General features: G+C 49.2%; 20 protein-coding genes and 1 tRNA gene. 16 read left to right on the forward strand and 5 right to left on the reverse strand.

Translation table 11 applies throughout. The features are described 5' to 3' along the window. Window positions 1–13: 13 nt before the first annotated feature. Window positions 14–2,647: a bifunctional diguanylate cyclase/phosphodiesterase gene (locus JZ655_RS04065; RefSeq protein WP_281064308.1), complete on the reverse strand. Its 2,634-nt coding sequence runs from the start codon at window positions 2,645–2,647 to the stop codon at window positions 14–16. A 317-nt stretch (window positions 2,648–2,964) separates the two neighbouring features. Between JZ655_RS04065 and JZ655_RS04070 the strand changes: the two genes are divergently transcribed. The 12 genes from JZ655_RS04070 (at window position 2,965) to JZ655_RS04120 (ending at window position 13,858) form a co-directional block, all read left to right on the forward strand. Further along, window positions 2,965–3,040: transfer RNA gene (locus JZ655_RS04070), tRNA-Thr, on the forward strand. 164 nt (window positions 3,041–3,204) lie between these two features. Further along, window positions 3,205–4,389 (forward strand): tyrosine-type recombinase/integrase, encoded by a 1,185-nt coding sequence (locus JZ655_RS04075; protein ID WP_207293054.1) that lies wholly within the window; start codon window positions 3,205–3,207, stop codon window positions 4,387–4,389. Next, on the forward strand, window positions 4,386–5,135 hold the full coding sequence (locus tag JZ655_RS04080) for a hypothetical protein (protein ID WP_207293055.1): 750 nt from the start codon (window positions 4,386–4,388) through the stop codon (window positions 5,133–5,135). The genes JZ655_RS04075 and JZ655_RS04080 overlap by 4 nt, the downstream gene beginning before the upstream one ends. 135 nt (window positions 5,136–5,270) lie before the next feature. Further along, window positions 5,271–5,483, forward strand: coding sequence for a helix-turn-helix transcriptional regulator (locus JZ655_RS21330; RefSeq protein ID WP_242637310.1), 213 nt, complete (start codon window positions 5,271–5,273; stop codon window positions 5,481–5,483). A 44-nt stretch (window positions 5,484–5,527) separates the two neighbouring features. Then, a complete protein-coding gene (locus JZ655_RS04085; RefSeq protein ID WP_207293056.1) occupies window positions 5,528–6,394 on the forward strand; it encodes a hypothetical protein in 867 nt (288 codons plus the stop codon). A gap of 18 nt (window positions 6,395–6,412) precedes the next feature. Continuing rightward, window positions 6,413–7,417 carry a P2 family phage major capsid protein gene (locus tag JZ655_RS04090; protein ID WP_207293057.1) on the forward strand — a complete coding sequence of 335 codons (1,005 nt, stop codon included), beginning with the start codon at window positions 6,413–6,415 and terminating at the stop codon, window positions 7,415–7,417. Between the two features lie 135 nt (window positions 7,418–7,552). Continuing rightward, window positions 7,553–8,095, forward strand: coding sequence for a host cell division inhibitor Icd-like protein (locus JZ655_RS04095; RefSeq protein WP_242637301.1), 543 nt, complete (start codon window positions 7,553–7,555; stop codon window positions 8,093–8,095). Next, complete coding sequence (locus JZ655_RS04100) at window positions 8,092–8,331, forward strand: hypothetical protein (RefSeq protein ID WP_207293058.1); 240 nt, start codon at window positions 8,092–8,094, stop codon at window positions 8,329–8,331. The genes JZ655_RS04095 and JZ655_RS04100 overlap by 4 nt, the downstream gene beginning before the upstream one ends. Next, on the forward strand, window positions 8,321–8,731 hold the full coding sequence (locus tag JZ655_RS04105; RefSeq protein WP_207293059.1) for a hypothetical protein: 411 nt from the start codon (window positions 8,321–8,323) through the stop codon (window positions 8,729–8,731). The genes JZ655_RS04100 and JZ655_RS04105 overlap by 11 nt, the downstream gene beginning before the upstream one ends. Window positions 8,732–8,736: 5 nt before the next feature. Continuing rightward, window positions 8,737–11,412 (forward strand): DUF927 domain-containing protein, encoded by a 2,676-nt coding sequence (locus JZ655_RS04110; protein WP_425352464.1) that lies wholly within the window; start codon window positions 8,737–8,739, stop codon window positions 11,410–11,412. A gap of 279 nt (window positions 11,413–11,691) precedes the next feature. Beyond that, window positions 11,692–11,964 carry an Ogr/Delta-like zinc finger protein gene (locus tag JZ655_RS04115; protein WP_207293061.1) on the forward strand — a complete coding sequence of 91 codons (273 nt, stop codon included), beginning with the start codon at window positions 11,692–11,694 and terminating at the stop codon, window positions 11,962–11,964. A 457-nt stretch (window positions 11,965–12,421) separates the two neighbouring features. Next, window positions 12,422–13,858, forward strand: coding sequence for an arylsulfatase regulator (locus tag JZ655_RS04120; protein ID WP_207293062.1), 1,437 nt, complete (start codon window positions 12,422–12,424; stop codon window positions 13,856–13,858). 152 nt (window positions 13,859–14,010) lie between these two features. On the opposite strand, the gene JZ655_RS04125 is transcribed toward JZ655_RS04120, so the two are convergent. Next, the gene (locus tag JZ655_RS04125; protein WP_207293063.1) at window positions 14,011–14,463 is read right to left on the reverse strand and encodes a GNAT family N-acetyltransferase; all 453 of its coding nucleotides are present in this window, start codon (window positions 14,461–14,463) and stop codon (window positions 14,011–14,013) included. Window positions 14,464–14,635: 172 nt separating this feature from the next. On the opposite strand from JZ655_RS04125, the gene JZ655_RS04130 reads away from it, so the two are divergent. From JZ655_RS04130 to JZ655_RS04145, 4 genes are all read left to right on the forward strand, one after another. Next, the gene (locus tag JZ655_RS04130; protein WP_207293064.1) at window positions 14,636–15,139 is read left to right on the forward strand and encodes a DUF2778 domain-containing protein; all 504 of its coding nucleotides are present in this window, start codon (window positions 14,636–14,638) and stop codon (window positions 15,137–15,139) included. Window positions 15,140–15,399: 260 nt separating this feature from the next. After that, window positions 15,400–15,891 (forward strand): Hcp family type VI secretion system effector, encoded by a 492-nt coding sequence (locus tag JZ655_RS04135; protein ID WP_046886723.1) that lies wholly within the window; start codon window positions 15,400–15,402, stop codon window positions 15,889–15,891. A gap of 204 nt (window positions 15,892–16,095) precedes the next feature. Then, on the forward strand, window positions 16,096–16,740 hold the full coding sequence (locus JZ655_RS04140) for a LysE family translocator (protein WP_046886730.1): 645 nt from the start codon (window positions 16,096–16,098) through the stop codon (window positions 16,738–16,740). Window positions 16,741–16,828: 88 nt separating this feature from the next. Beyond that, window positions 16,829–17,449 carry a LysE family translocator gene (locus JZ655_RS04145; protein ID WP_207293065.1) on the forward strand — a complete coding sequence of 207 codons (621 nt, stop codon included), beginning with the start codon at window positions 16,829–16,831 and terminating at the stop codon, window positions 17,447–17,449. Between the two features lie 2 nt (window positions 17,450–17,451). On the opposite strand, the gene JZ655_RS04150 is transcribed toward JZ655_RS04145, so the two are convergent. The 3 genes from JZ655_RS04150 to JZ655_RS04160 form a co-directional block, all read right to left on the reverse strand. Continuing rightward, a complete protein-coding gene (locus tag JZ655_RS04150) occupies window positions 17,452–17,688 on the reverse strand; it encodes a DUF1272 domain-containing protein (protein ID WP_072039535.1) in 237 nt (78 codons plus the stop codon). Between the two features lie 64 nt (window positions 17,689–17,752). After that, window positions 17,753–19,537, reverse strand: a complete 1,785-nt coding sequence (locus JZ655_RS04155) for a diguanylate cyclase (protein ID WP_207293066.1) — start codon at window positions 19,535–19,537, stop codon at window positions 17,753–17,755. Between the two features lie 121 nt (window positions 19,538–19,658). Continuing rightward, window positions 19,659–20,768 carry an AI-2E family transporter gene (locus JZ655_RS04160; protein ID WP_046886726.1) on the reverse strand — a complete coding sequence of 370 codons (1,110 nt, stop codon included), beginning with the start codon at window positions 20,766–20,768 and terminating at the stop codon, window positions 19,659–19,661. Window positions 20,769–21,154 lie beyond the last annotated feature (386 nt).

Here is a 21,154-nt window from a genome sequence, read left to right on the forward strand (position 1 = left end):
AGGGCCGCCCGCGTTACTCCTCCAGCCGCTGCCCTGTGCGCTCTTGCGCCGCCGAGTCGAGCGCGGCCATCTGCTCCTGTAACGCTGCCAGACTGAGCGGCCGCCCAATCAAGTACCCCTGGGTTTCATCGCACTCCATCATCATCAGTTTTTGCAGCTGTCCTTCCGTCTCAACCCCCTCCGCCGTTATGCTCAGCGAAAAAGCTTTGCCGAGGCCAATAATATTTTCAACGATGGTATTGGCACTGTCGCTCTCCGGCATGCCGGAGATAAAGGACTTATCCAGCTTGATCCCATCGAACGGGAAGTTGCGCAGATAGCTGAGGGAGGAGTAGCCGGTGCCAAAATCATCCATCAGCAATTTCACCCCCAGCTTCTTAAGCGCCAGCATCAGCTCAAGGCTATTTTCCGGGTTCCATAGCGTGGCGTTTTCAGTGATCTCAATCTCCAGCCGCGCCGGGTCGAGCCCGGAGAGGGTTAGTGCGTCACGGATGCGCTCTACCAGGCTCCAGGACTGGAACTCCACGGCGGAGATGTTGACCGACACCGAGAGGCCATTCAGAGATTGCTGTGCATCGCGACAGGCGGTCTTAAGCACCCAGTCGCTGAGCGCAACGATAAGGCCGGTCTCTTCTGCCAGCGAGATAAACTGATCGGGCATGAGCAGGCCAAGCTCAGGATGTTCCCAGCGGATAAGGGCCTCCACGGCGATAATCCGCGATGAGTTATGTCCATAGCGCGGCTGATACACCAGGCGGAACTGCTCTTTCTTGATGGCCTCGCGCAGGCCGTTTTCCATCTCGCGGCGTTGCACCATCTGCTCGGCCATTTCCGCAGTGTAAAAGAGCCATTTGTTGCGCCCGCTGCTTTTGGCTTTATAAAGCGCGATGTCCGAGAAGCGCAGCAGTTCGCCCGCGTCGACGGCATCCTGCGGGGCCATCGCAATCCCGATACTGGCGCCGATAAATATCTCATTGCCGTTGATAAAGAACGGCCGCGCCAGCTCGGCGAGAATACGTTCACACAGATGTTCGATATCCTGACGATCGAGAATGTCAGAGATAATCAGGATAAATTCGTCTCCCCCCTGGCGTGCCACCAGATCGTAGTCGCGTACGCAGTGGCGTAGACGGGCCGAGACCTCATGCAGCACGGTATCGCCAGCACCGTGACCGAACAGATCATTCACCGGCTTGAACTTATCCAGATCGAGGCTGATCATTGCCAGCGGATGCGCCTGCGTAGGCTGCGCTTGCAGCTTACCCTCCAGAAACTCGCGCATTCTTACCCGGTTAGGCAGGCCGGTCAGTTCGTCATGGCGCGAGAGATACTGCACGCGCGCCTGGGCTTCAACTTCGAGCGTGACGTCCGTGGCGGTGCCCCGGTAGCCGGTAATCCCCTCCGGCGTGATTACAGGCTTCAGGGCGATATGACAATAGCGCTGGTGGCCCATTGCCGAAAGATAGCGGCAGTGAAGCAGGCGGCGATGGCCTGTCTGGCCTGGCAGGGTGATCCACTCCGCCAGCGGTTGACCCTCAGCCTCTAAAAATTCGGTCACCGGACGGCCAATCCATGCCGATATGCTGTGCCCGGTAATGCCGGGAAAGCGGTCCGAAAGCCAGGTAAAACGCAGGTCAGGGTCCGTTTCCCAGATCCAGTCCGTGGTGGCCTCGGCCACGTCGCGAAAGCGCCTTTCGCTGGCGGTGAGGGCAAGACGACTTTGGGTCAGCAGGAATGTATTTTCATCAAACATCCGGGCTTTTTTTAGCGCGTTGCGCCCCAGAATCACCCCGGCAAAGCCGGTACAGAGCGCCAGTAAAATCAGCAGCGGCAGGATGTAGCGCATCAGTTCCCGACCGGGGTTTTCACTTTTCCACTCAAAAGCGATCTGCTGCCCGTCGATAGGCAAGGTGGCAACGCCGCGACGCCCCGCTAACGCCGGCGCATTGCTACGTTGCACGCGGGCCTGTGCGATGCCGTACTCTTTCCCCATCGCCATCAACTTTTTGTCATCCAGCACGTCCACAAACACCAGTACAGGCGCCGGGCCAGGAATGCGTGTTATGCGTGAGTCATCGCCAGGGGTAATGCGTGCCGCTGACACCAGGGCGGGATGTCCAGCTTTCATGACGATGGTACTGGCCAGCGGTTCCCCGTCCGGCCTGTCGATTTTATGCAATAGCTCTGGAATGGGGTTATCCCCCAGCCACGCTTGCAGAGGCCGCGTGACCAGCGCGCCGTCGATCACGCTGTAGCGCGTCTGGCCGGCACCGTCGAGTACGAATATCCCCTCGTACTCAAAATCACGCCAGAGCGTAGCGCCCATATTTTGCCGGGTATAAGCCCATTCAACGTCCACGTAGGGGTGAAGGTGCTGATAGGCCTCGCCCCACCAGGCATAGTCTTTGATATGGGTGGTTAGGGTATCAATGCGGTTATGGATCGCTTTTTCCAGCAGCAGGGCGCTATGTTTATCGGTTTCCTGATTGATATTGTGCACGATAATCAGCAGCACAATGATGGCGATGACAAACAGGGCCGATAGCAGTGACACCATGAGCATCAGGGCGCGTTTGATAAAGGAGGCCGTACTTTTATGCTCCAGAACCGGCCCGGTCGTCTCATCATTGACAAAAAGTTTCTGCATCCGATACCCACTCCCGATTTTATTGCAGCGGTCTGGGAAGTATCGACCTGCGCTCACGGGGCTTTATTGTAGAGAGATAAAATTGAAGATAGCTGATTTCGAAAGGAAAGAGGGGAGGGAGTGGCCGCGAGCGGGTCTTTTAATGATAAATGTGAAGGCAGGAGGGACTGCGTTTTAGTTAGGGTTACCCATACATTTTGTGCTGATTATTCAGGGCTTGATGCAAAAAACATCAACTGAAAGGCGAAGGTGTTGACGGGGAAAGCGCTTTTTCTTAACCTTACAAACCGTTGTCACGTTCGTGGCAGGCCTGAAAAGCCGATATAGCTCAGTTGGTAGAGCAGCGCATTCGTAATGCGAAGGTCGTAGGTTCGACTCCTATTATCGGCACCACCCCCAAGTTTTCTCAAATCAACTCAAATCAACAAAACCCTTTAAAAACATACATATTACGTCCTTTTTGGTCGTTTGAGGTCAACCCATATCTCTTGAAATCAACATGCACTTGGGGGCACAATCAGGGGCATGTTCTGTTCGGTCTAGGAAATGTGCCCCCAATGATGCTTAATGCCCGCAAGGTTGAAGCTGCGAAAGGAAAAGAGAAGAGCTATAAGCTGTCTGATGGAGGTGGCCTATACCTTCAGGTTGAACCCAATGGCTCGCGTTACTGGCGTATGAAGTACCGTTTTGCTGGCAAAGAGAAGCGCTTGTCCTTTGGTGTTTATCCAACGGTGTCTCTCGCCGATGCCAGGCAAAAACGTGAAGACGCGAAGAAATTACTCGCGACTGGTGATGATCCGGGCGAAGTAAAGAAAGCAAAAAAGCAGGCCTTAACCGCTGCGAACGAGATTCTAAATCCATTCAGAGATGTGGCGTTAGAGTGGCATAAGATGAAGTCTCCCAAATGGTCTGAGGGCTACGCTTCGGACATCATCGAGGCATTTGAGAAAGACATCTTTCCGCATATTGGCCATCGTCCTATTGCCGATATCAAGCCTCTTGAGCTGCTTGAAGTTCTTAGGCTAATAGAAGCCAGAGGAGCAATGGAAAAAGCAAAGAAAGTTCGTCAGCGATGCGGTGAAGTATTCCGCTATGCCATCGTAACGGGTCGGGCGATCTACAATCCGGCACCAGATCTTGCTAGTGCGATGCAAGGTCATGAAGCAGTTCACTATCCGTTCCTCAAGGCCAACGAGCTGCCCGAGTTCTTTACTACCCTTAACGCTTATTCAGGAAGCCCAATTGTATTGCTGGGGGCACATTTACTCATCCTGACAGGTCTCAGAACTGGAGAACTTCGAGCAGCAGAGTGGCGTGAGGTGGATTTTGATAACGCAGTGTGGGAAATCCCTAAAGAACGCATGAAAATGCGTAGAACTCATATTGTACCGCTTTCAACACAAGCATTAGTACATCTCCAACGATTAAAAGAGCTGACAGGCAACTATCCGCTCATGTTCCCTGGACGCAACGATCCCAGTAAGTTCATGAGTGAAGCCAGTATCAACCAGGTGTTTAAGCGTATTGGGTATGCTGGCCGTGTAACAGGGCATGGTTTTAGGCATACGATGAGTACGATTCTGCACGAGAAAGGTTTTAATAGCGCCTGGATTGAAACCCAGCTTGCTCATCTGGACAAAAATTCCATTCGAGGAATTTATAACCATGCTCAATATATTGAAGGGCGTAGGGAAATGATGCAGTGGTATGCGGATGAATTGTGCAGGTTGGAGGCAAAATGAATAATTTTATCGAACTACAAGAGGTGTCAGATGAAATTGGGGTTGATTTCATTCATGTGTTGAAAGAATGTATAAATCTTAATATACCCATAATAATTGATGTTAGTGAATATGAAACCATTATCACTGGCCTGACAGTAAACAGTGGTTATCATATTGAACAATTTAATATGAATAGAAACACACATAGCCAATTTTTGCAGTTCAGTCGCTGGAGTGGAGTTGAGTTAGTTAGTGAGAATAACTGGTTGGGTAGTGAGTATGCTCTTTACGGACATTGGGTATTAAGCAAAAACTATATTAATCATTGTCTGAGGAACAGACTGCAACCTTTTGTAAAAGTATCATCATTAACACCGTATTGTGAAAATGAGATTTTGCCAATTGGTTGTAATTCTGGGGATATTATTAATATACCTCCTGTTTTGTCAATTGAGAAAGAAAAAAAAGAAAAGATTGTAGAGTTATATCTTGACGGTGGTTTTCAGAAGGTCAAACGCAAATATAGTTATTTCTCACAAAGTAATGCACAAAAGGAACGGCATGCAGCTAAAAGAGAATCTGTTTTAATGGCAGCGATTGCCCTGTACAAAAAAGCACCGGAAGTCTGTTCCAAAAATGCGAAGCAGTGGGGAGAGTTGCTCTGGAGTCGAAAAGAAGAATTTTGGGAGGATGGTAAGGCACCTCTTTCGGAAGAAGAAATTATCAAGCTGCTGCGACGTGCATTAAAGTTCGGATGTAGTTAACGAAATTTTAACAAAAGAGGTGAGTAATAGCTTTTTGCTATGTTGAATCTTACTCCCTCTTACTTACCTCCACAGTACACTCTAAATTACCCATGTCGATACGAAATGATGAACAACATGGGGAGATAGATGTATATGAAAATCTTGCACAAATATGAACGGCCGAATTTAGACACATTGGTGGATATGAAATTCATTACCTCTGATTGTTTGTTTACAGATAAATGGATTTATAAGCTAATTTCGCAGGGCAGGTTCCCTAAACCGATTAAACTTGGTCGTATGTCTCGTTGGCGCGCGGGGGACTATTACGCATGGCGTGATAGTCATTCAATTGTTAATGATTAATCAATGCTGCTTTTTTCTTAAATAAAAAAATATTGAGGTGAATAATGAATAACCTTTATGTAGAGGGTGGGGCTTCACTCGCCCTAAAGTTTACAAAAAGTAATGCTCTTGCTTATGTTCAAAACTATAAAGTAATTCCTTTTAAGGATTTATATAGTGACGCCGCATGTATTGCCCGCATTATTGAAATCTTTTCGCTAAACAAATTACAGACTGAGGGGGCCAAACTTTTTGCGTTAACTGGTCTGGTCGTTCCTGATACTGGTGCGGAAGCTTGTGAAATTAATATGTTGTTAAAGCGCTGCATTCAACTTTGCCACAATGAAGAAGAGGAGCTTGGCTACAGAGAACGTGCAGCAGCTGAAGCAGAAGCGGCAACAAAGCAGGTTTATACAGCTCGTAGTGTTGCCGAGATGAAGAACCGGGGTTCACATCCAGTGAGTCGCGCTGATGCTGAATATCTTTATCAGGCCGCGCAAAGCAGGGTTGAAGAACAACGAGAGCGGGTAAAACTTTTCCGGTCTTTTCCTGGCTTACTTGTTGAGGAAGCAAAGCGAATCGGAAAGGGCGTAGATAGATCGGTGTTGCATTCTTTTCCTGTATCTCAGTACATCCCGGCACAAATTACGGCTTCTGAACAGAATCCGGTAATTTCCAGTGCTGCCCGGTTCGTAAAGGATGCTCTTAATGAATTGGTGGAGGCTGTACGTGAAATCATTAAACACTGTACTCCACCTTCTGACATGTACGCTTTAAATGATGGTGGTTTACAAAGGGTAGCAGCTTACAAAGAGTATTATAGGGTGGATAATTCACTGTTACGTGCAGTGGTTACCGCTGAGGATTATGTTGAATACTGCCTCCAGGGCCAAAAACTAACAGAGCGAAAAGAAAAGCTTTTTTCCATCTAATATATTCAGGGTGTATTTATGTTTGCTTTTAAAAATCAAAAGCCGGATGTGGCACGTCTTTATCATGAGAAATTAACAGATAATCGCAATGCGGGTTTTAATGAAGGTCGTCGTTTTTCTCTTGGCGGTAATAAGGAAAATATTCTCCGTGCATCTATTCTGGAATCAGGCTGGATGATGGAAAACATCACGTTGCGTGATGTTAATGCTGTTTCGGGTAATGCAATCAATATTGGAGCCAGCGAGCTTCATACCGGCCGGGTTGCGGATGGACGCTTTCGGAAAAAGGTATCGATTAATGGAACAGAGTTTTGGCTTTCAGAAACGGATACCTGTGCCACTATCAGCTATGGCGAAATGTCGGATATTTATAATCTTGGTAACGCCGGTGATTTTGACGAAGCGCTGGATAAGTTTTTTAGTCAGGCATATTCACTGGATATGCTACGTGTTGGCTTTAATGGTTCATCAATTTCAGAAACGACCATTCCGGAACTAAATAAGAAAGGTGAGGACGTCAATATTGGCTGGCATGCGCTAGCTAAAGATTTCATGAAAGGAAAACAGGTTATTTCTGAACCGCTGACCCTGGGTGAAACGGGGAAATGGAAAAATATCGATTTACTGGCTAATCATCTCATCACCAGTTTTATCGCGGAGTCGTTCCGGGAAGATCCGCGGCTGGTGATAATGGTCGGGGCTGAACTGGCTGCACAACAACGCCTGCGCCTGTTTAATGCTGCTGACCGCCCGGCAGATATCAGCGCCGCACAGATGGCCGTCAGTTCAGTTGCCGGGCGTTTTGCTTTCATTCCACCTTTCATGCCTGGTAAGCGTCTCGCTGTGACTACATTGAGCAATCTGCATATTTATACGCAGGAGAACACGCGATATTTTCGCGCCGAATTTGATGACGATAATTGTGAATATGTGCATTCCTATTTGCGTAATGAAGGGTATGCACTGGGCAATCCGGAACTCTACGCCGCTGTTGATGAGAGCGCAATTTCATTCGTTGACTAACTTTACGGCAAATAAAAAAGCCCGCTGGTTATTTAGCGGGCTTTGAGAACTTACACAGGAAAAAATGAAACCTACAGAGTGGCAGACCCTGTAAGGACTTTTAGAATGTCAGGATTTTCAGAAATGAACAATATAATGAATTCGGTTATAAATTTCTTGCGTAGCCTTAATCTGGCGGGCTATAGTTCCGTTGTTGCCGCAAAATCGGCAGCCGGGCGTGGAAACCCGTGTAATCTGAAGGCGACACCAGACGCGCCATGCGTCTTTTTTTGTGTCTTTGTCTTTGCACATCTATTACTTGCGCAGCGGTTTCTATGCCGTTGTAGCTATCACGTAATGGTGGCTCAGGCGGGGCTGACTTCGGTCAGGCCGGTATCCTTCAGAGCCGGTATTTCCACCCCCGTCTGGGCTACCACCCACGAGCGTGGAAACTCCGGTGGTGGCGTTAACCGCTATCTGAAGGAGATTGCCATTATGGCTACGGTCCCCACGTTGTTACACCCCGAATATACCTTTCTGTTTCTTGCCGTTCGTCGTATCGATGGTGAAGCCCTGCCTGTGCCGGTTCGTATTACTGCACACACCGAACGTGATGCCCGGCTGCAACTGATTACCGATTTTGTTCTCTGCTTTGCTGGTCGTATTCCTTTCAGGGCTTCCGTGGAGGTAATGGCATGAAAGATAGCTCTGCTGTGCAGTCTGGCTGCACCCTGTCTGAAATCGGGGAAAAACGTCTTTTGCGCGTTGCACTTGCCAGTGAATTCCTCGCCGATGTGCTTTCCTTAAACAGTGTCTCCTGCATGCGTACGGTCTCTTCTGATGGCGCTGCGGCAATATTTGCCTGTCTTGCAGAGCAGCTCGATGGCGTTGTAAAGGAAACCAGCACCATGAAGGAGATCCACAATGATAAGTAACGAGTTCATTGTTTCTCCAGGTTTTCGCACTGCATTACTGCGCCGCTATATCGCGGAGGCTTTCATTTCTCTGATGGAGCGCGTTAATGGTGAAGCCGCTTTTATCGAAGATGGCGAACGCGTGGCGCTTACGCATGACAAAGTGGCCATGAACATTTTTTATCACATTGAAATGCCGTGGATGGATGAGTTTGGTATCGACGAGGGAAGTTGTCTGGCCACAGAGAGGCTGGCAAAAATGCTCTCGCCGGGTTTTATAGGCGAAACACTCCGGCTGTCCGTTGAAGGTGTCACGGAAATGCGTGAAGTTTATCGGGACATTATTTTTGGCGCACCTGACGGGGAATTGCCTCCGGGCTTTGAATTCATCCCCTGTGATGAACGGGAGGGGAGCCAGTGAAGCAAATGTCCGTAACATCGGTAACTTCCGCCGCACGTGGCCACTGGCCTCATATTCTTTCGTCTCTTGGGATCGACATACCGGTAGGTAAACGTCATGGCGCATGTCCAAAATGTGGCGGCAAGGATCGTTTTCGCATGGATGATAAAGAAGGACGCGGTACATGGTTCTGTAACCAGTGCGGTAATGGCGATGGGCTGGATCTAGTCCGGCTGGTGACCGGCAAAGGCGTGAAAGAGGCATCGGGCATGGTGGCCGGAACACTGTCTCTGGCAGAAGTGAGTCAGCAACCCGTTAAGCCAGCCAGGAATGAAGCTGCACGGCAGGCAAATGGCCGGGCGCGTTTTCATCAGCTGATGCAGAAAAGCAGGCAGGGGGAAAGCCGCTACCTGAGCGATCGCAGTCTTTATGGCCACGCTTTCAGCCTGCTTGAGCAGCCCACGACTGTTGCGGGGACTGTTTTTTCTGACGGTTCACTGCTGCTGCCACTGACTGACAGCGACGGAGATATCACCGGCGGTCAGCTTATCAGCCCCGAAGGGGATAAAAGTTTGTTACCGGGCAGCCAGCTGAGCGGCAGTTTCATCGCGCTGGCTGACATTCCCGCGACACCGCCTGAGCAGGTCATCATCACAGAGGGTTTCGCCACTGCGCTCACGGTTTCCCTGATTGCATCCGGCTGGATTATTGCCGCCGTGGCGGCGACAAATCTCCTTAAAACCGCTGAAAAAATACGGAAGAAATGGCCGGATACTCGCATTGTGCTGGCCGCTGATAACGATCTGCTGGACGGGAAAGAAAACACCGGGCGTCTGTGGGCGGAAAAGGCCGCAAAAGCGGTTAACGGCTGGGTAACCCTGCCGCCGACCCGTCATAAAGCTGACTGGGATGATTTCCGTCAGGAAAATGGTCTGGAGCGCGCCCGCGAGGCATTCCGGGATGAAATGACCCTGCATGGCCGGGGGCAGACACGGCTGCCGGAGGGATTCCGCCTTACCAAAGAATATCTTTGGTATGACAAGCTGGTTAATAAGTCAGACGGCGACACTGAGATCCGCAATATCAAGATTTCCAGCCCTATTCGTGTCACGGCAATCACCAGTGATGCCGATGGCAGCAATTACGGGCGGTTGCTGGAATGGGAGGACACCAACGGTATTCCACGAAAATGGGCGATGCCGATGGAAATGCTCGGCGGTAGCGGAGAAGAATTGCGCCGCATACTGCTGGTTAACGGGCTTTCCTATATCAATGTTAACGGTGCAGCAAGGGCGCACCTGATGGAATACATCTCACTGTGTAAGCCGGAAAATAAAGTTACCTGCGTGAACAAAACCGGCTGGCATGGCAGCGTGTACGTTTTACAGGATGAGGTTATTGGTCGTGACGCGCGTTCGGTCATCCTTCAGACTTCCAGCGTTCAGGGACGTGATTTCCGGGTGAGTGGCACATCCGAAGAGTGGCGTGAGCAAATTGGGCGCTACTGCACCGGGAACGCCAGGCTGGCTTTCAGCGTCAGCCTGGCGTTTGCCGCGCCACTGTTGCAACTGGTCGGAATGAGTGGGGGCGGTTATCACCTGAAAGGTGAATCGACGGATGGCAAAACCACCACCATGAAAGTGGCGGCTTCTGTCTGTGGCGGTACTGATTTCTGGCATACATGGCGTGCGACGGGTAACGCGCTTGAGGGCACGGCAAGTCGCCGCAATGACGCCACGCTGATGCTCGATGAAATCCGTGAGGTCGACGGACGCGAAGCGGGGAATATTGCTTACATGCTCGCTAATGGCCAGGGCAAGGCCAGAGCCAGAACGGACGGTTCCGTGAGGGAAACGAATCGCTGGAACCTGCTGTTTCTCTCCACCGGCGAATTATCCCTCGTAGAACATGCGGCAAACGCAGGTGAACGGACTTATGCCGGTGTTGAGGTGAGGATGATCCAGATCCCCAGCGATTCCGGTAAATACGGGGTATTTGAAGAACTTCATGGTTTCAGCGGTGGCAAGGCGCTGTCAGAGCATCTGGAGCAGGGGGTAGCACAGTGCCACGGTGCGCCGTTTCGTGACTGGCTGCGCCATATCACGGCCTCACTTCCGGAGGTCACCAGCCAGGCTAAGGCGATGTTGAAAGAGTTCACGCGCAGGCTGACACCACAGGATGCGGGGAATCAGGTCGGGCGGGCAGTGACCCGCTTTGCCCTGGTGGCGATGGCGGGGGAACTGGCCACCCGCGCTGGTATCACCGGCTGGTCAGAGGGTGAGGCTTACGCAGCGGCAGAGCGTTGTCTGGCATCGTGGATGGTGGATCGTGGCCATTCAGCCAATCAGGAAGATCGCGCTGCGCTGGAACAGGTGCGCGACTTTATCACGCGTAACCAGTACAGCCGTTTTGCTGACTGGCACGACGACAGGAACCGTCCAGTGGCCATGATGGGCTTTCGCAAAGTGGATACGGGCAGTCAGACCACGGAAACGGTCACGACATTTTATGTCCTGCCGTCAGGCTGGAAGGAAATCTGTAAGGGTTTCAATGCCAGTAAGGTGGCAAAACTCTGCGTCAGTGCAGGCTGGCTTGAGCCGGGAAGGGATGGGCGAACCCAGACAAGCCTTCGCCTGCCAGAAATAGGCCTCAAACGGGTCTACCAGTTTAATACGAATGTACTGGGCGACCCGGAAGAATAGCTTCGCACGAGTCTTATTTTTATGAGGTAACACAGGTAACAGAGGTAACAGTCAGGCACCACAGGGGCTGTGGCTGTTACCAGTTAAAAAACAGGAGTGGTAACAATGGTAACAAAAACCGGGTGTTACCACACGTTACCTCGACAAAAAACGCAGAGGTAACGGCATTTATCCTTATAAATCAATGTTGTTGCCAGTGTTACCGCTGTTACACGCTCTCAGGTAAAGAGACTTATCCTGTCAGCCCTTTTCTGGCAGGCAATTAATAAAGGAATCTGCATGCGCATAATGAAAATGACCTGCCCTGAATGTCTTGCTGACGCGACGATCCGTAAGACCAATCGTAAACACCCACAGCTGGCGGACGTTTACTGTAGTTGTACCAACGTTGAATGCGGCCATACCTTTGTGATGTGCGTATCCTTTTCGCATACCATTAGCCCCAGTGCTCTAAAGGGGCAGGGAAGGGTTAAAGAGCTGATTGATGCCATGCCGGAACAGGATCGTGATAAGGCGCTGGAAATTCTGCTTCAGGCAAAAAAACGGGCTTAACGGCGGCAGACCGGGAGGCGAAACGCATGCCCGGTACTGCTGATATGTGATGAAATTTTTTCAGTGTACTCTGTTGATAACTGGCTGAATTTAATCATATTATTATTTTTTTGTTCAACGTTATCTTTACCGAATAGTGACATTAAATTAAAAATCCCTTCTGAAACAATCACCTGAAAAATATTACGCCACTCCTAAAAGTGCAGAAACTGAAAAAAAGTGAAATTCGTTTCAATCTTTTCAGTCCGTTTTTGATGCCAGAGAGCCAGCATTGGCGCGGGCTGGCTTCCTTATATGTAGAAAAACAAAACTGAAAAAATTTACTGCCATGAAAGTGGCAGGCGGGTGCGGTGTAGTGCGATTTTTGTTATTCTTACTTTTTGTCTAACGATTAGAATAAAAACATTTTAGAATACGATGAAGATAAAATGAGACATATCGATTTGCTGGGGGAGAGATGCAAGTAAAAAACAAAAGAAAATATAATAGATTTAAGTTGTCATATACTAAATATGTCTTTAATTGCGCTTATTATTGTCCGTTTTTATTTCCTCGTTGGTTAGTCAGTGAAGTAAATAGTCGTTATGAGGAAACCGGAAGCATAAATAGTTATCTTCATAATGATAATCCTAAATTTGTATCTTTCCTCAATGGTGAATTTAATTGGTATAAAACGACACTAAATTTTGCAATCGAAAAGAATGACCTTGATAAATTGGCTAAGTGGATAGATCGTTATTCTAGAAGTGTTTTTAATGCCTCGCGATATGAAAGCATAAATGATGTTTCAAGCATATTTGGTTCCTCCCATTATAACTTCGGGAGAATTAGTGTTAATGGGATGGATAAATATAATGATTCTCTAAAATCTTTATCATCAAAAACTAAATACATTGATTTTGTTATACTGAGCTTAAACAAATATGGCAGCGATTTATTTATTCTGACATATGATGTTTTTATGGCGAAAGAGGCGTCTGATGCTATAAAGAATATTGCTGTCGGTGAACTTGAGTTTGATTCAGAGTTTGAGAGGCTTAACTTTTACAGTAAAAAAAATAGTGGCTTTAAATGTTTGGATAGATCGTGGTTAGCATCTGAAATTATTTGCGAAAAATTTGATTTTGTATTTAGTGATGTTTGTAAGGTTTGGAAGGAATTGAATGACGTTATAGGCATTTCAATCCATGAGAACAGCGTGATTGCGGTTCCAGAAATGTGCATAGAAGAGGGTGTTGATTACTTTTCAAGCACAAATAATCAAGACGCAGAGAGAGTCGCTGAGTTTGGCCATTATTACCCCTCTCCATATATGATAAAAGATGATGCTGGATATTTTTTAAATATACATGATACATCAAAATATTCTTTCGATGCTCTTTATATTTACAATAAGATTAATGGAAAAGATAATAGTGGATACCCGGATTTCTACCCTCCTGCTAATTCAAAAGGTTTTATCAGTGATATTTCTTTTGGATTGTTGATTTCTAATGAAATAACTTCCTTAGCTAAGCAGGTTGGAGAGGTTGTAACTGATGAGCATGGTGATGTATTAACGAAGAAACATAATGATTACTTCGTTTTTTATATGCGGGCAAAAAAAATAAAAAGTTGGCTGAACGCTTTCTCACGAAAAAGGAATGCTAAGGTAAATAATCTAGTGGGGTATCAAATTGAAAAATGTGATGAGTTAGTAAGCAAAACCGAAAGTTTGTATCATTTATCAGAAAGTAGAATTCAATTTGATAGTATTAAATATAATAAAAAGAACTCAAAGATTATTTTTGGGTTCGTAATCATACAAATAATTTTAGCTGTGCTGGCAATAGACATCTTAAAATGGAAGATATGGTTAAATAATATTGTCAATTTTTTCAATAAATTCATTTAATTAGAAGTGCGCATTAGCTAAGCAAGTGACCTATGTATGCTTTCTAGTCAGGGGGCATATATGGGGGCATTTGTATGTGGTTTTTGTTTTTTCTTGTTTTATTTCAACTAGTTATTAATGTATTTTGTTCCTATTATCGCACCATCCCCCTTTCAACCAATCCGCTTAGCAAAACAGACCGCATCATCGCGCCCCACATACACCCCGTAATTGGGAATCTTTTGATATCCCTGTTTTAAGTAAAAATCTACCGCCTGGGTATTTACGACACGGGTTTCTAAACAGAGCTCCTGATACCCGAGCTCGCGCGCGGCCTGCTCCAGCCAGGTCAAAATGGCTGTGCCAATACCGGGTTGTGTTCTGCTGGAAAACATTCTTTTAAGTTCGGCAGTGGTAGCCGACACCGGACGAAACGCGCCGCAGCCGACTGGCGTTTGGCTGGCATCTCTGGCGATAACCCACCTCGCCCCCGGCGCCATGACATCGTCCAGCTTGAAATTGCTTTCCCCGCTGGAGCCTGTAATGTGGGATAACTCAGCCGCTAGATATTCAATGAGTCGCTGCGAATCAGCACTGCGTGGGTCGGATTCTTCAATCGTGATCATGTCGAGCCTTGTGTTGCATGAGCATTATAAGGTTGTCTATGCACAATATGATAACGATGTTATTTATACAAATATGAAATATTAATCATTTCTGAAAAGGAAATCTCTCTGTTGAATTAAGTTTAAGCTGCCTATAGCCTGGGCCATTATGACTTTAGCTTAAGGTGAGTATATGGCGCTGCAAGGAAGTTTGATTCTTAATGGCGCTGACTATGCGCCTTTCAATTTATTTGGTGTCGGTGTTTTTATGGCTTTTTCAGGACAAGGGTTTTGTCGAAATAATCTCTCATGTATGGCAAATGCAGGAGATGGCCCTATTCCTTCAGGAAAGTACTGGATCGTTGACAGGCAAGAAGGCAACTGGTTATCTCAAAAACGCGTTGAACTCAAAGACTCGGCTAATAAAATACTTGGGCGACGTGAATTCGGCAAATCCGATTGGTTTGCGCTCTATAGAGATGACTGGGGGATTGATGATGGAACCTGGGTCGAAGATGTTTATCGGGGATTGTTTCGTTTGCATCCTGGGCGAGTTTCAAAAGGTTGTATCACCATCGCTCATGATTCAGACTTTGCAATAATCAGACAAGCACTATTAAATACTCAGCTTGTTCAGGTTCCCTGTATGCGCTCACTTAAGGCTCATGGGTGGGTCGAGGTGCAGGCTAGTGGTTAATAAACATTTCCTATACTATGCTTGCCACATATCATTGTTTTTAATAGTTATGATGGCTGTGGGTCGAGTCTTGCCAAGCCCCGAAAGTTATATCGACGGTAGTCTGGCAACAATGTTTTGTCGATTTCTTTATAGCGATGTCAATTGCGAAACTCTATACGATACGCTGTTTTATATAGATATGTTTGTCATCCTCTCATTAGCAGTGCTTATTTATTTAACATTTTTAAACTTAATCAATAGATACAGGAAGAGATAACATGCCAATTCCACCCTATATGTGGCTTAAAGATGATGGTGGTGCAGATATTAAAGGATCTGTTGATATTAGATATCGCGAAGGCAGTATAGAGATCATTGGCCTCGGCCATGGTATAAATTTACCGGTAGACAATTTAACGGGTAAGATTACAGGTAGTCGACAACATTCATCAATGATGATTGAAAAAGAGGTGGACAGTTCTACACCCTATTTATATAAAGCCGCCGCGACTGGACAATCAATGAAAAGTGCGGAAATTAAGTTTTATAAAATAAATGATGCCGGTCAGGAGGTGTGTTACTACACGGTTTTGATGGAAAAAGTAAAGGTTACAGGCGTTAATTGTAGCGTACCTAATATAAAGTTAGCAGGAAACAGTAAAATCAATCACGTTGAAAGCGTCAGCCTTCAATATGAAAAAATAACCTGGAGAATCGAAGACGGTAATATCCAGTTTACCGACGCCTGGAATGAGCGAAATACGGCATAAAATTGTCTGAGGAAGAGGTAAATTGTGATCATGTAATCACGTCCATTGAATACGGCTATGCAAACTTAGTTTCGCGGCTGTAGGAATAGTGAAAAAGGGCTGTGTGAATTATTATGCTTAAATATTGATTAATCATGCTATTTGTTCGTGGATAACTTCTTATTAACAATGTTAAGGTATGGAACCCACCCTATGGAGGTCACCATGCTGGATATTACGCATTTTGGACTGTTTGCTCTGTCTGTTCTTCTTCTTTCCATCACGCCGGGGCCAGATATTGCCTACGTTGTCGGGCAGAGCGTGGCCAATGGGCGCCGGGCCGGGGTGATCTCTGCGGCGGGGGTAGCGTTGGGAAGTTGTACCCATGCGGTTGCCAGCGCGGTAGGTCTCACCGCGTTAATCGCCGCCTCTCCGCTGATGTTCACCGTGATTAAATATTTAGGTGCAGCCTATCTGATGTATCTGGGCAGCAAGATGATCCTGGGCACGCTAAGCAAGAAGAAGGCCGAGGATACAGCGCGGCCGACCATTAAGCCGCTACTGCACCCTTACAGTTTGCTGTCGAAAGGCTTTATTACTACCCTTACCAATCCGAAGGTACTGCTGTTTTTCATCTCCTTCTTCCCGCAATTTGTCTCCCCGGGCGGCGAGCATCAGGCGGTCTCATTCCTGCTGCTGGGGCTGGTTTATGCGCTCATTGCGTTTCTCACCGATGTGACTTTTGCCGTTCTGGCGGGCAGCGCCGCAGGAGCGGTATCGCAAAATAAAACGCTGCAAACGCTGTTGGATCGCGTTGTTGGCGCGACCTTTATCACCCTGGGTATTCGCCTGGCGCTGACCCGTCGATAATCAAACGATTCAAAAGGGCATCCCCTCAATATTCAGGATTGCCCCTTCGATGGCTTAACGTTAACCTCTGCGTTTTCGGAGCTCCTGAATGACCGTTACCGATGCTCTGCTGGCCTTTACTCTCGCTGCCACGCTACTGACACTGACTCCCGGCCTTGATACCGCCCTGATCCTGCGCACCGCCACTGCGGAAGGTGGCAAAAAAGCCTTTCATGCAGCACTGGGGATAGATGCGGGCTGTTTTATATGGGGAGCAATGGTGGCTTTTGGGCTGGGGGCGCTGCTGGCAGTGTCTGAATTCGCCTATACGCTACTGAAATGGTGTGGGGCAGCCTACCTTTGCTGGTTAGGCATTCAACTCTTACTGCGCCCGCGTCAGCAATTTACCCTTAATCAGGCTGCAACCCATGCATCGGGTAACTGGTTTGTTCGCGGGATGCTGGGCAACGTGCTCAACCCAAAAATGGGCGTGTTTTACGTCTCGTTTTTACCGCAATTTATCCCGAACGGTCACTCGCCGCTGCTCTGGACGTTTTTATTGGTGGGTATCCACGTGCTGATTGGCACCCTCTGGTCGCTGACCTTGATTGTGGCGACGCGCTACGCCGCCGGAGTGCTAAAAAAGCCCGCCGTGGTGAAATGGATGGATCGCACAACGGGCTGCGTCTTTTTGCTGTTTGCCGCCAAACTGGCCATCAGTAAGCGCTAGCATTACGCTGGCCGCTTCGCATGCACCCGGGTAAGAGAAGCGGGGAATTTCTCAAGTTTGTTGGCCGGACGAATCGGCCGTCTCACCAGTTCGCCTCCGCAATTTGGGCAGCGATTGTCCAGCGCGTGTTCAGCGCACTCTGCGCAATAGGTGCATTCAAAAGAGCAGATTCTTGCCGCCGTTGATTCAGGCGGCAAATCGACATCGCACCATTCACAGTTGGGACGTAATTCCAGCATTGCGTGCTCCTGTAAGCGAAAAAACAGACAGCGTTATCGGCCCTGACTTTTTTAGCGCGGGTCGTTAACCCGCCTCAAGCATGCCAAAACTGACAATCCGCGAACGGCCCAGCTCCTTCGCGCGGTATAGCGCCACGTCGGCCGCGCGCAGCAGGGTATCGCTCTGAGCATGTTCCGGGTAGCTGGCGATGCCGATAGAGACATCAACCGGGCCGAGTTCAGCCAGGCCATAGCGCAGCGACAATCCCCGTACCCCGTCATAAATTTCCGTTGCGCAGGCGTGGGCGACAGCTTCATCTGCCCCGGCGAGCAGCGCCAGAAACTCCTCGCCGCCATAGCGGAAAGCCAGGCCGGATTCATGCACGGCGCGCTGCACAATCGTCGCCACGCTTTTAATGACCAGATCGCCCGCCTCGTGACCAAAACGGTCATTAATGCTCTTGAAGTGATCGATGTCGATCATCAGACAGCTCACCGGCTCCTTATTACGTACGGCCTGCGCCATTTGGGTTCGCAGGGTATCTTCCAGATGATGGCGGTTGCGCAGGCCGGTCAGCGGATCGAACAGGGCTTTTTCCAGCAAGGCATCGCGCAATCTCTGGTTAGCCAGCGCCAGGCCCAGCGCCTCTGCCATTAACTCCAGATAAGCACGCGACGGAGCGTTTTCAGGGGTAAGGTTCTGGAAAGAGAGCAGCCCAATGGCTTCTCCCTGGGCGATAAGGGGCACGCATAAGGATTGATGTGCGCAGGATGCTGGCAAGTGATAGCAAGTGATATCCGGCTCACCGCTCCTCGGAGGGTGGCTCTGCCCGCGCCGTACCGCCCAGCACGCATCCGGATGGAACGCCGTTTTGTCCCCCTCTGGCGCCAGCCATTCCGCGGCGCAGCGCATCTCCCAGAGTTCGCGATCGAGAATATATAAGCGCCCGGAAACGCCAGGCGCGATATTGGGGGCAAACAGCTTCGCCACGTTAATGACATCCGCAAAGTTCTCGCATCCCTGCAGGCGCTGCGTCATCCGTGCCAGCAGTTCGCGGATGGCCCAGTCGGCATCGCGCTCTTTTTCCAGCCGCTGTCGGGCCAGGCCGTTTTCACGGAAGATACGGATGGCCTGCGCCATATCGCCAATTTCATCGATCTGATTGAAGTTCGGCGTTTCAACGGCGTAATCCTGTGAAGCCAGCCGGTGCACCACGTCGCTCAGGCGCACCACCGGGTGCAGGACGCGGCGTTTAAGAATAAAGCCCAGCACGAACAAGAAGAGCAGGGCAGTGAGGCCCACCATCACTTCCGAAGCGGTGCGCAACGTTTTTGATTTGTTGGTGGCGGCGTGAACGTCGGCGATGATCCGTTTGTCCAGCATCTGGCGAAAATGGTCAATTTGTCGCTGGGCGCGTTCAAGCTCTTGTTCATAAGGTGAGCCATAAAGCAGGTCCAAGGCCTGTTGCTCTTCCCCCCTGGCCATACCCGCCAGTGCCGCCTGCTGTTCGTCCTGCAACTCATCGATAATTTGTAATCCGTCACGCAGCAGGGAGAGCTTTTCAATAGAGGCGCCATTATCCTTCAGCTGCGTCAGCCGGACTTCCACGTTCTTCAGTTCGCGGGCCTCCTGCCGGTACGCTTCCAGTGCGGAGGGATCTTTTTTGATGACAAACAGGCGGGCTAAGTCAGACAGCCTCCAGGCATCTGTTTCGATCTCTTCGCTGAATTGATCAAACATCTGCCGCTGTTTCACGGCCTGACGCTCAACGTTGTCAGCATGAGAAGCCATTAGCATCACAATGCCTGAGGCGATAGTCAGACAGACGGTGGCGCCGTAGGCCCAGTTGGTAATCGTAGCGATTCGCACCTGTTGGATCCTTTTACGACGAAAGTGGGGTGGCGTTCTTTCAAATTATAGAAAATGTTTGATTTCAGCTAATAAAAAAGGCGGCACAGTGCCGCCTGGTTTATCGTTTACCGATGCCCCTTCACAAATCGGGCGGGGTTTTCCCCTCTTCAAGGAAATCGGCATCCAGCTCTTCGGTGTTGCCAGCATGGTCACGTCCGGAGAAGAGATTCCAGCAGGCGATAAACAGCGCCGCAATCAGCGGGCCAATCACAAAACCGTTGATCCCGTACAACTCCATGCCGCCGAGGGTGGAGATAAGGATCAGATAGTCTGGCATTTTGGTGTCCTTGCCCACCAGCAATGGACGCAGAATGTTATCCACCAGCCCAACGATAATCACAAAGAAGCCGACAATAAACAGCCCTTGCCACAGCTGGTGCGTGGCGAAAAGGAAGATGGCGGCAGGCACCCAGACGATAGCCGAGCCGACGGCCGGGACGAGCGAGAGGAACGCCATCAGCGCGCCCCACAATATGCTGCCGTCGATGCCGACAATCGCGAATGCAATCCCGCCAAGCGTGCCCTGAACGACCGCCACTACCGCCGTACCTTTCACCGTTGCCCGTGAGACGCCGACGAATTTGGCAAACAGGTGCTCTTTCGCAAAGTTGCTCAACGGCAGCGAATCCAGGATCTGACGCACCAGGTAAGGCCCATCCTTCAGCAGGAAGAAGAGCAGATAGAGCATAATGCCAAAGCTGATGGCGAAGCCAAATGTGCCTTTGCCGATCAGGAATGCGCTGCCAGCCAGGTACTGCCCACCCCGCAGCGCGGCTTCAGAGAGTTTTTTCTGAATCTCCGCCGCATTCGCCAGGTTGTGATCGGCAAGAAAGCCGCTCGCCCAGCCGGGCAGGCGGTTAAGGATACCGGCCACCACTTCCGGGAACTGGGTATTGTTTTGCTGAAGCTTGGTGTACACCACGTTCAGCTCAATGGCGAGCGACGAGAGGATCACCATCAACGGAATAAAGACGATCAGGCAGATAATGCACAGGGTCAAAAACGACGCCAGGCCGTTGCGCTCGCCCAGCAGGGTGCGCAGCTTGTTTTTCACCGGGTTGAAAATGATGGTCAGGATGGCCGCCCACAAAATGGCAGAGAAGTAGGGGGAGAGCACATCAAAAAAAGCCCAGGTGACAAGGGCGAGAATAAAGATGAAGAAACCTTTGGTCAGTCCGTTAAATCGCATAGTGAGTCCTGATAACTAAGTAACTGTGACGACTATAGAACCCTTTAACGGATTTACCAATAATTGCGCGCGTGCTTCATCAGATAAGCGGGCGGGCGGGGGACCTGGTCCAGTAATGGCCTCTAAAGACTGCGTAAGGCATACAAAGGTTTAGCAAACAGAAAACAGATACCACTTTCGCCTGACTGAGAAAGTTTGCCCCCCGCGCCATGCTGTAAGTATCTTCTTGCGGAGGACATTATGGCCTGGCGACCAATACTCTACGTGATCCTCACAGCTCACCCCAGACTCAGCGCACGACGTGCCCGGCTGCGGCTGGTTGGCTAGCTTTTTGTTAACAATCGCGGTATAACACACCTTCTTTGGATGTTTAGATGTCCATACGT

The sequence above is a fragment of the Leclercia pneumoniae genome, from assembly GCF_017348915.1.
Taxonomy (GTDB): Bacteria; Pseudomonadota; Gammaproteobacteria; order Enterobacterales; family Enterobacteriaceae; genus Enterobacter; species Enterobacter pneumoniae.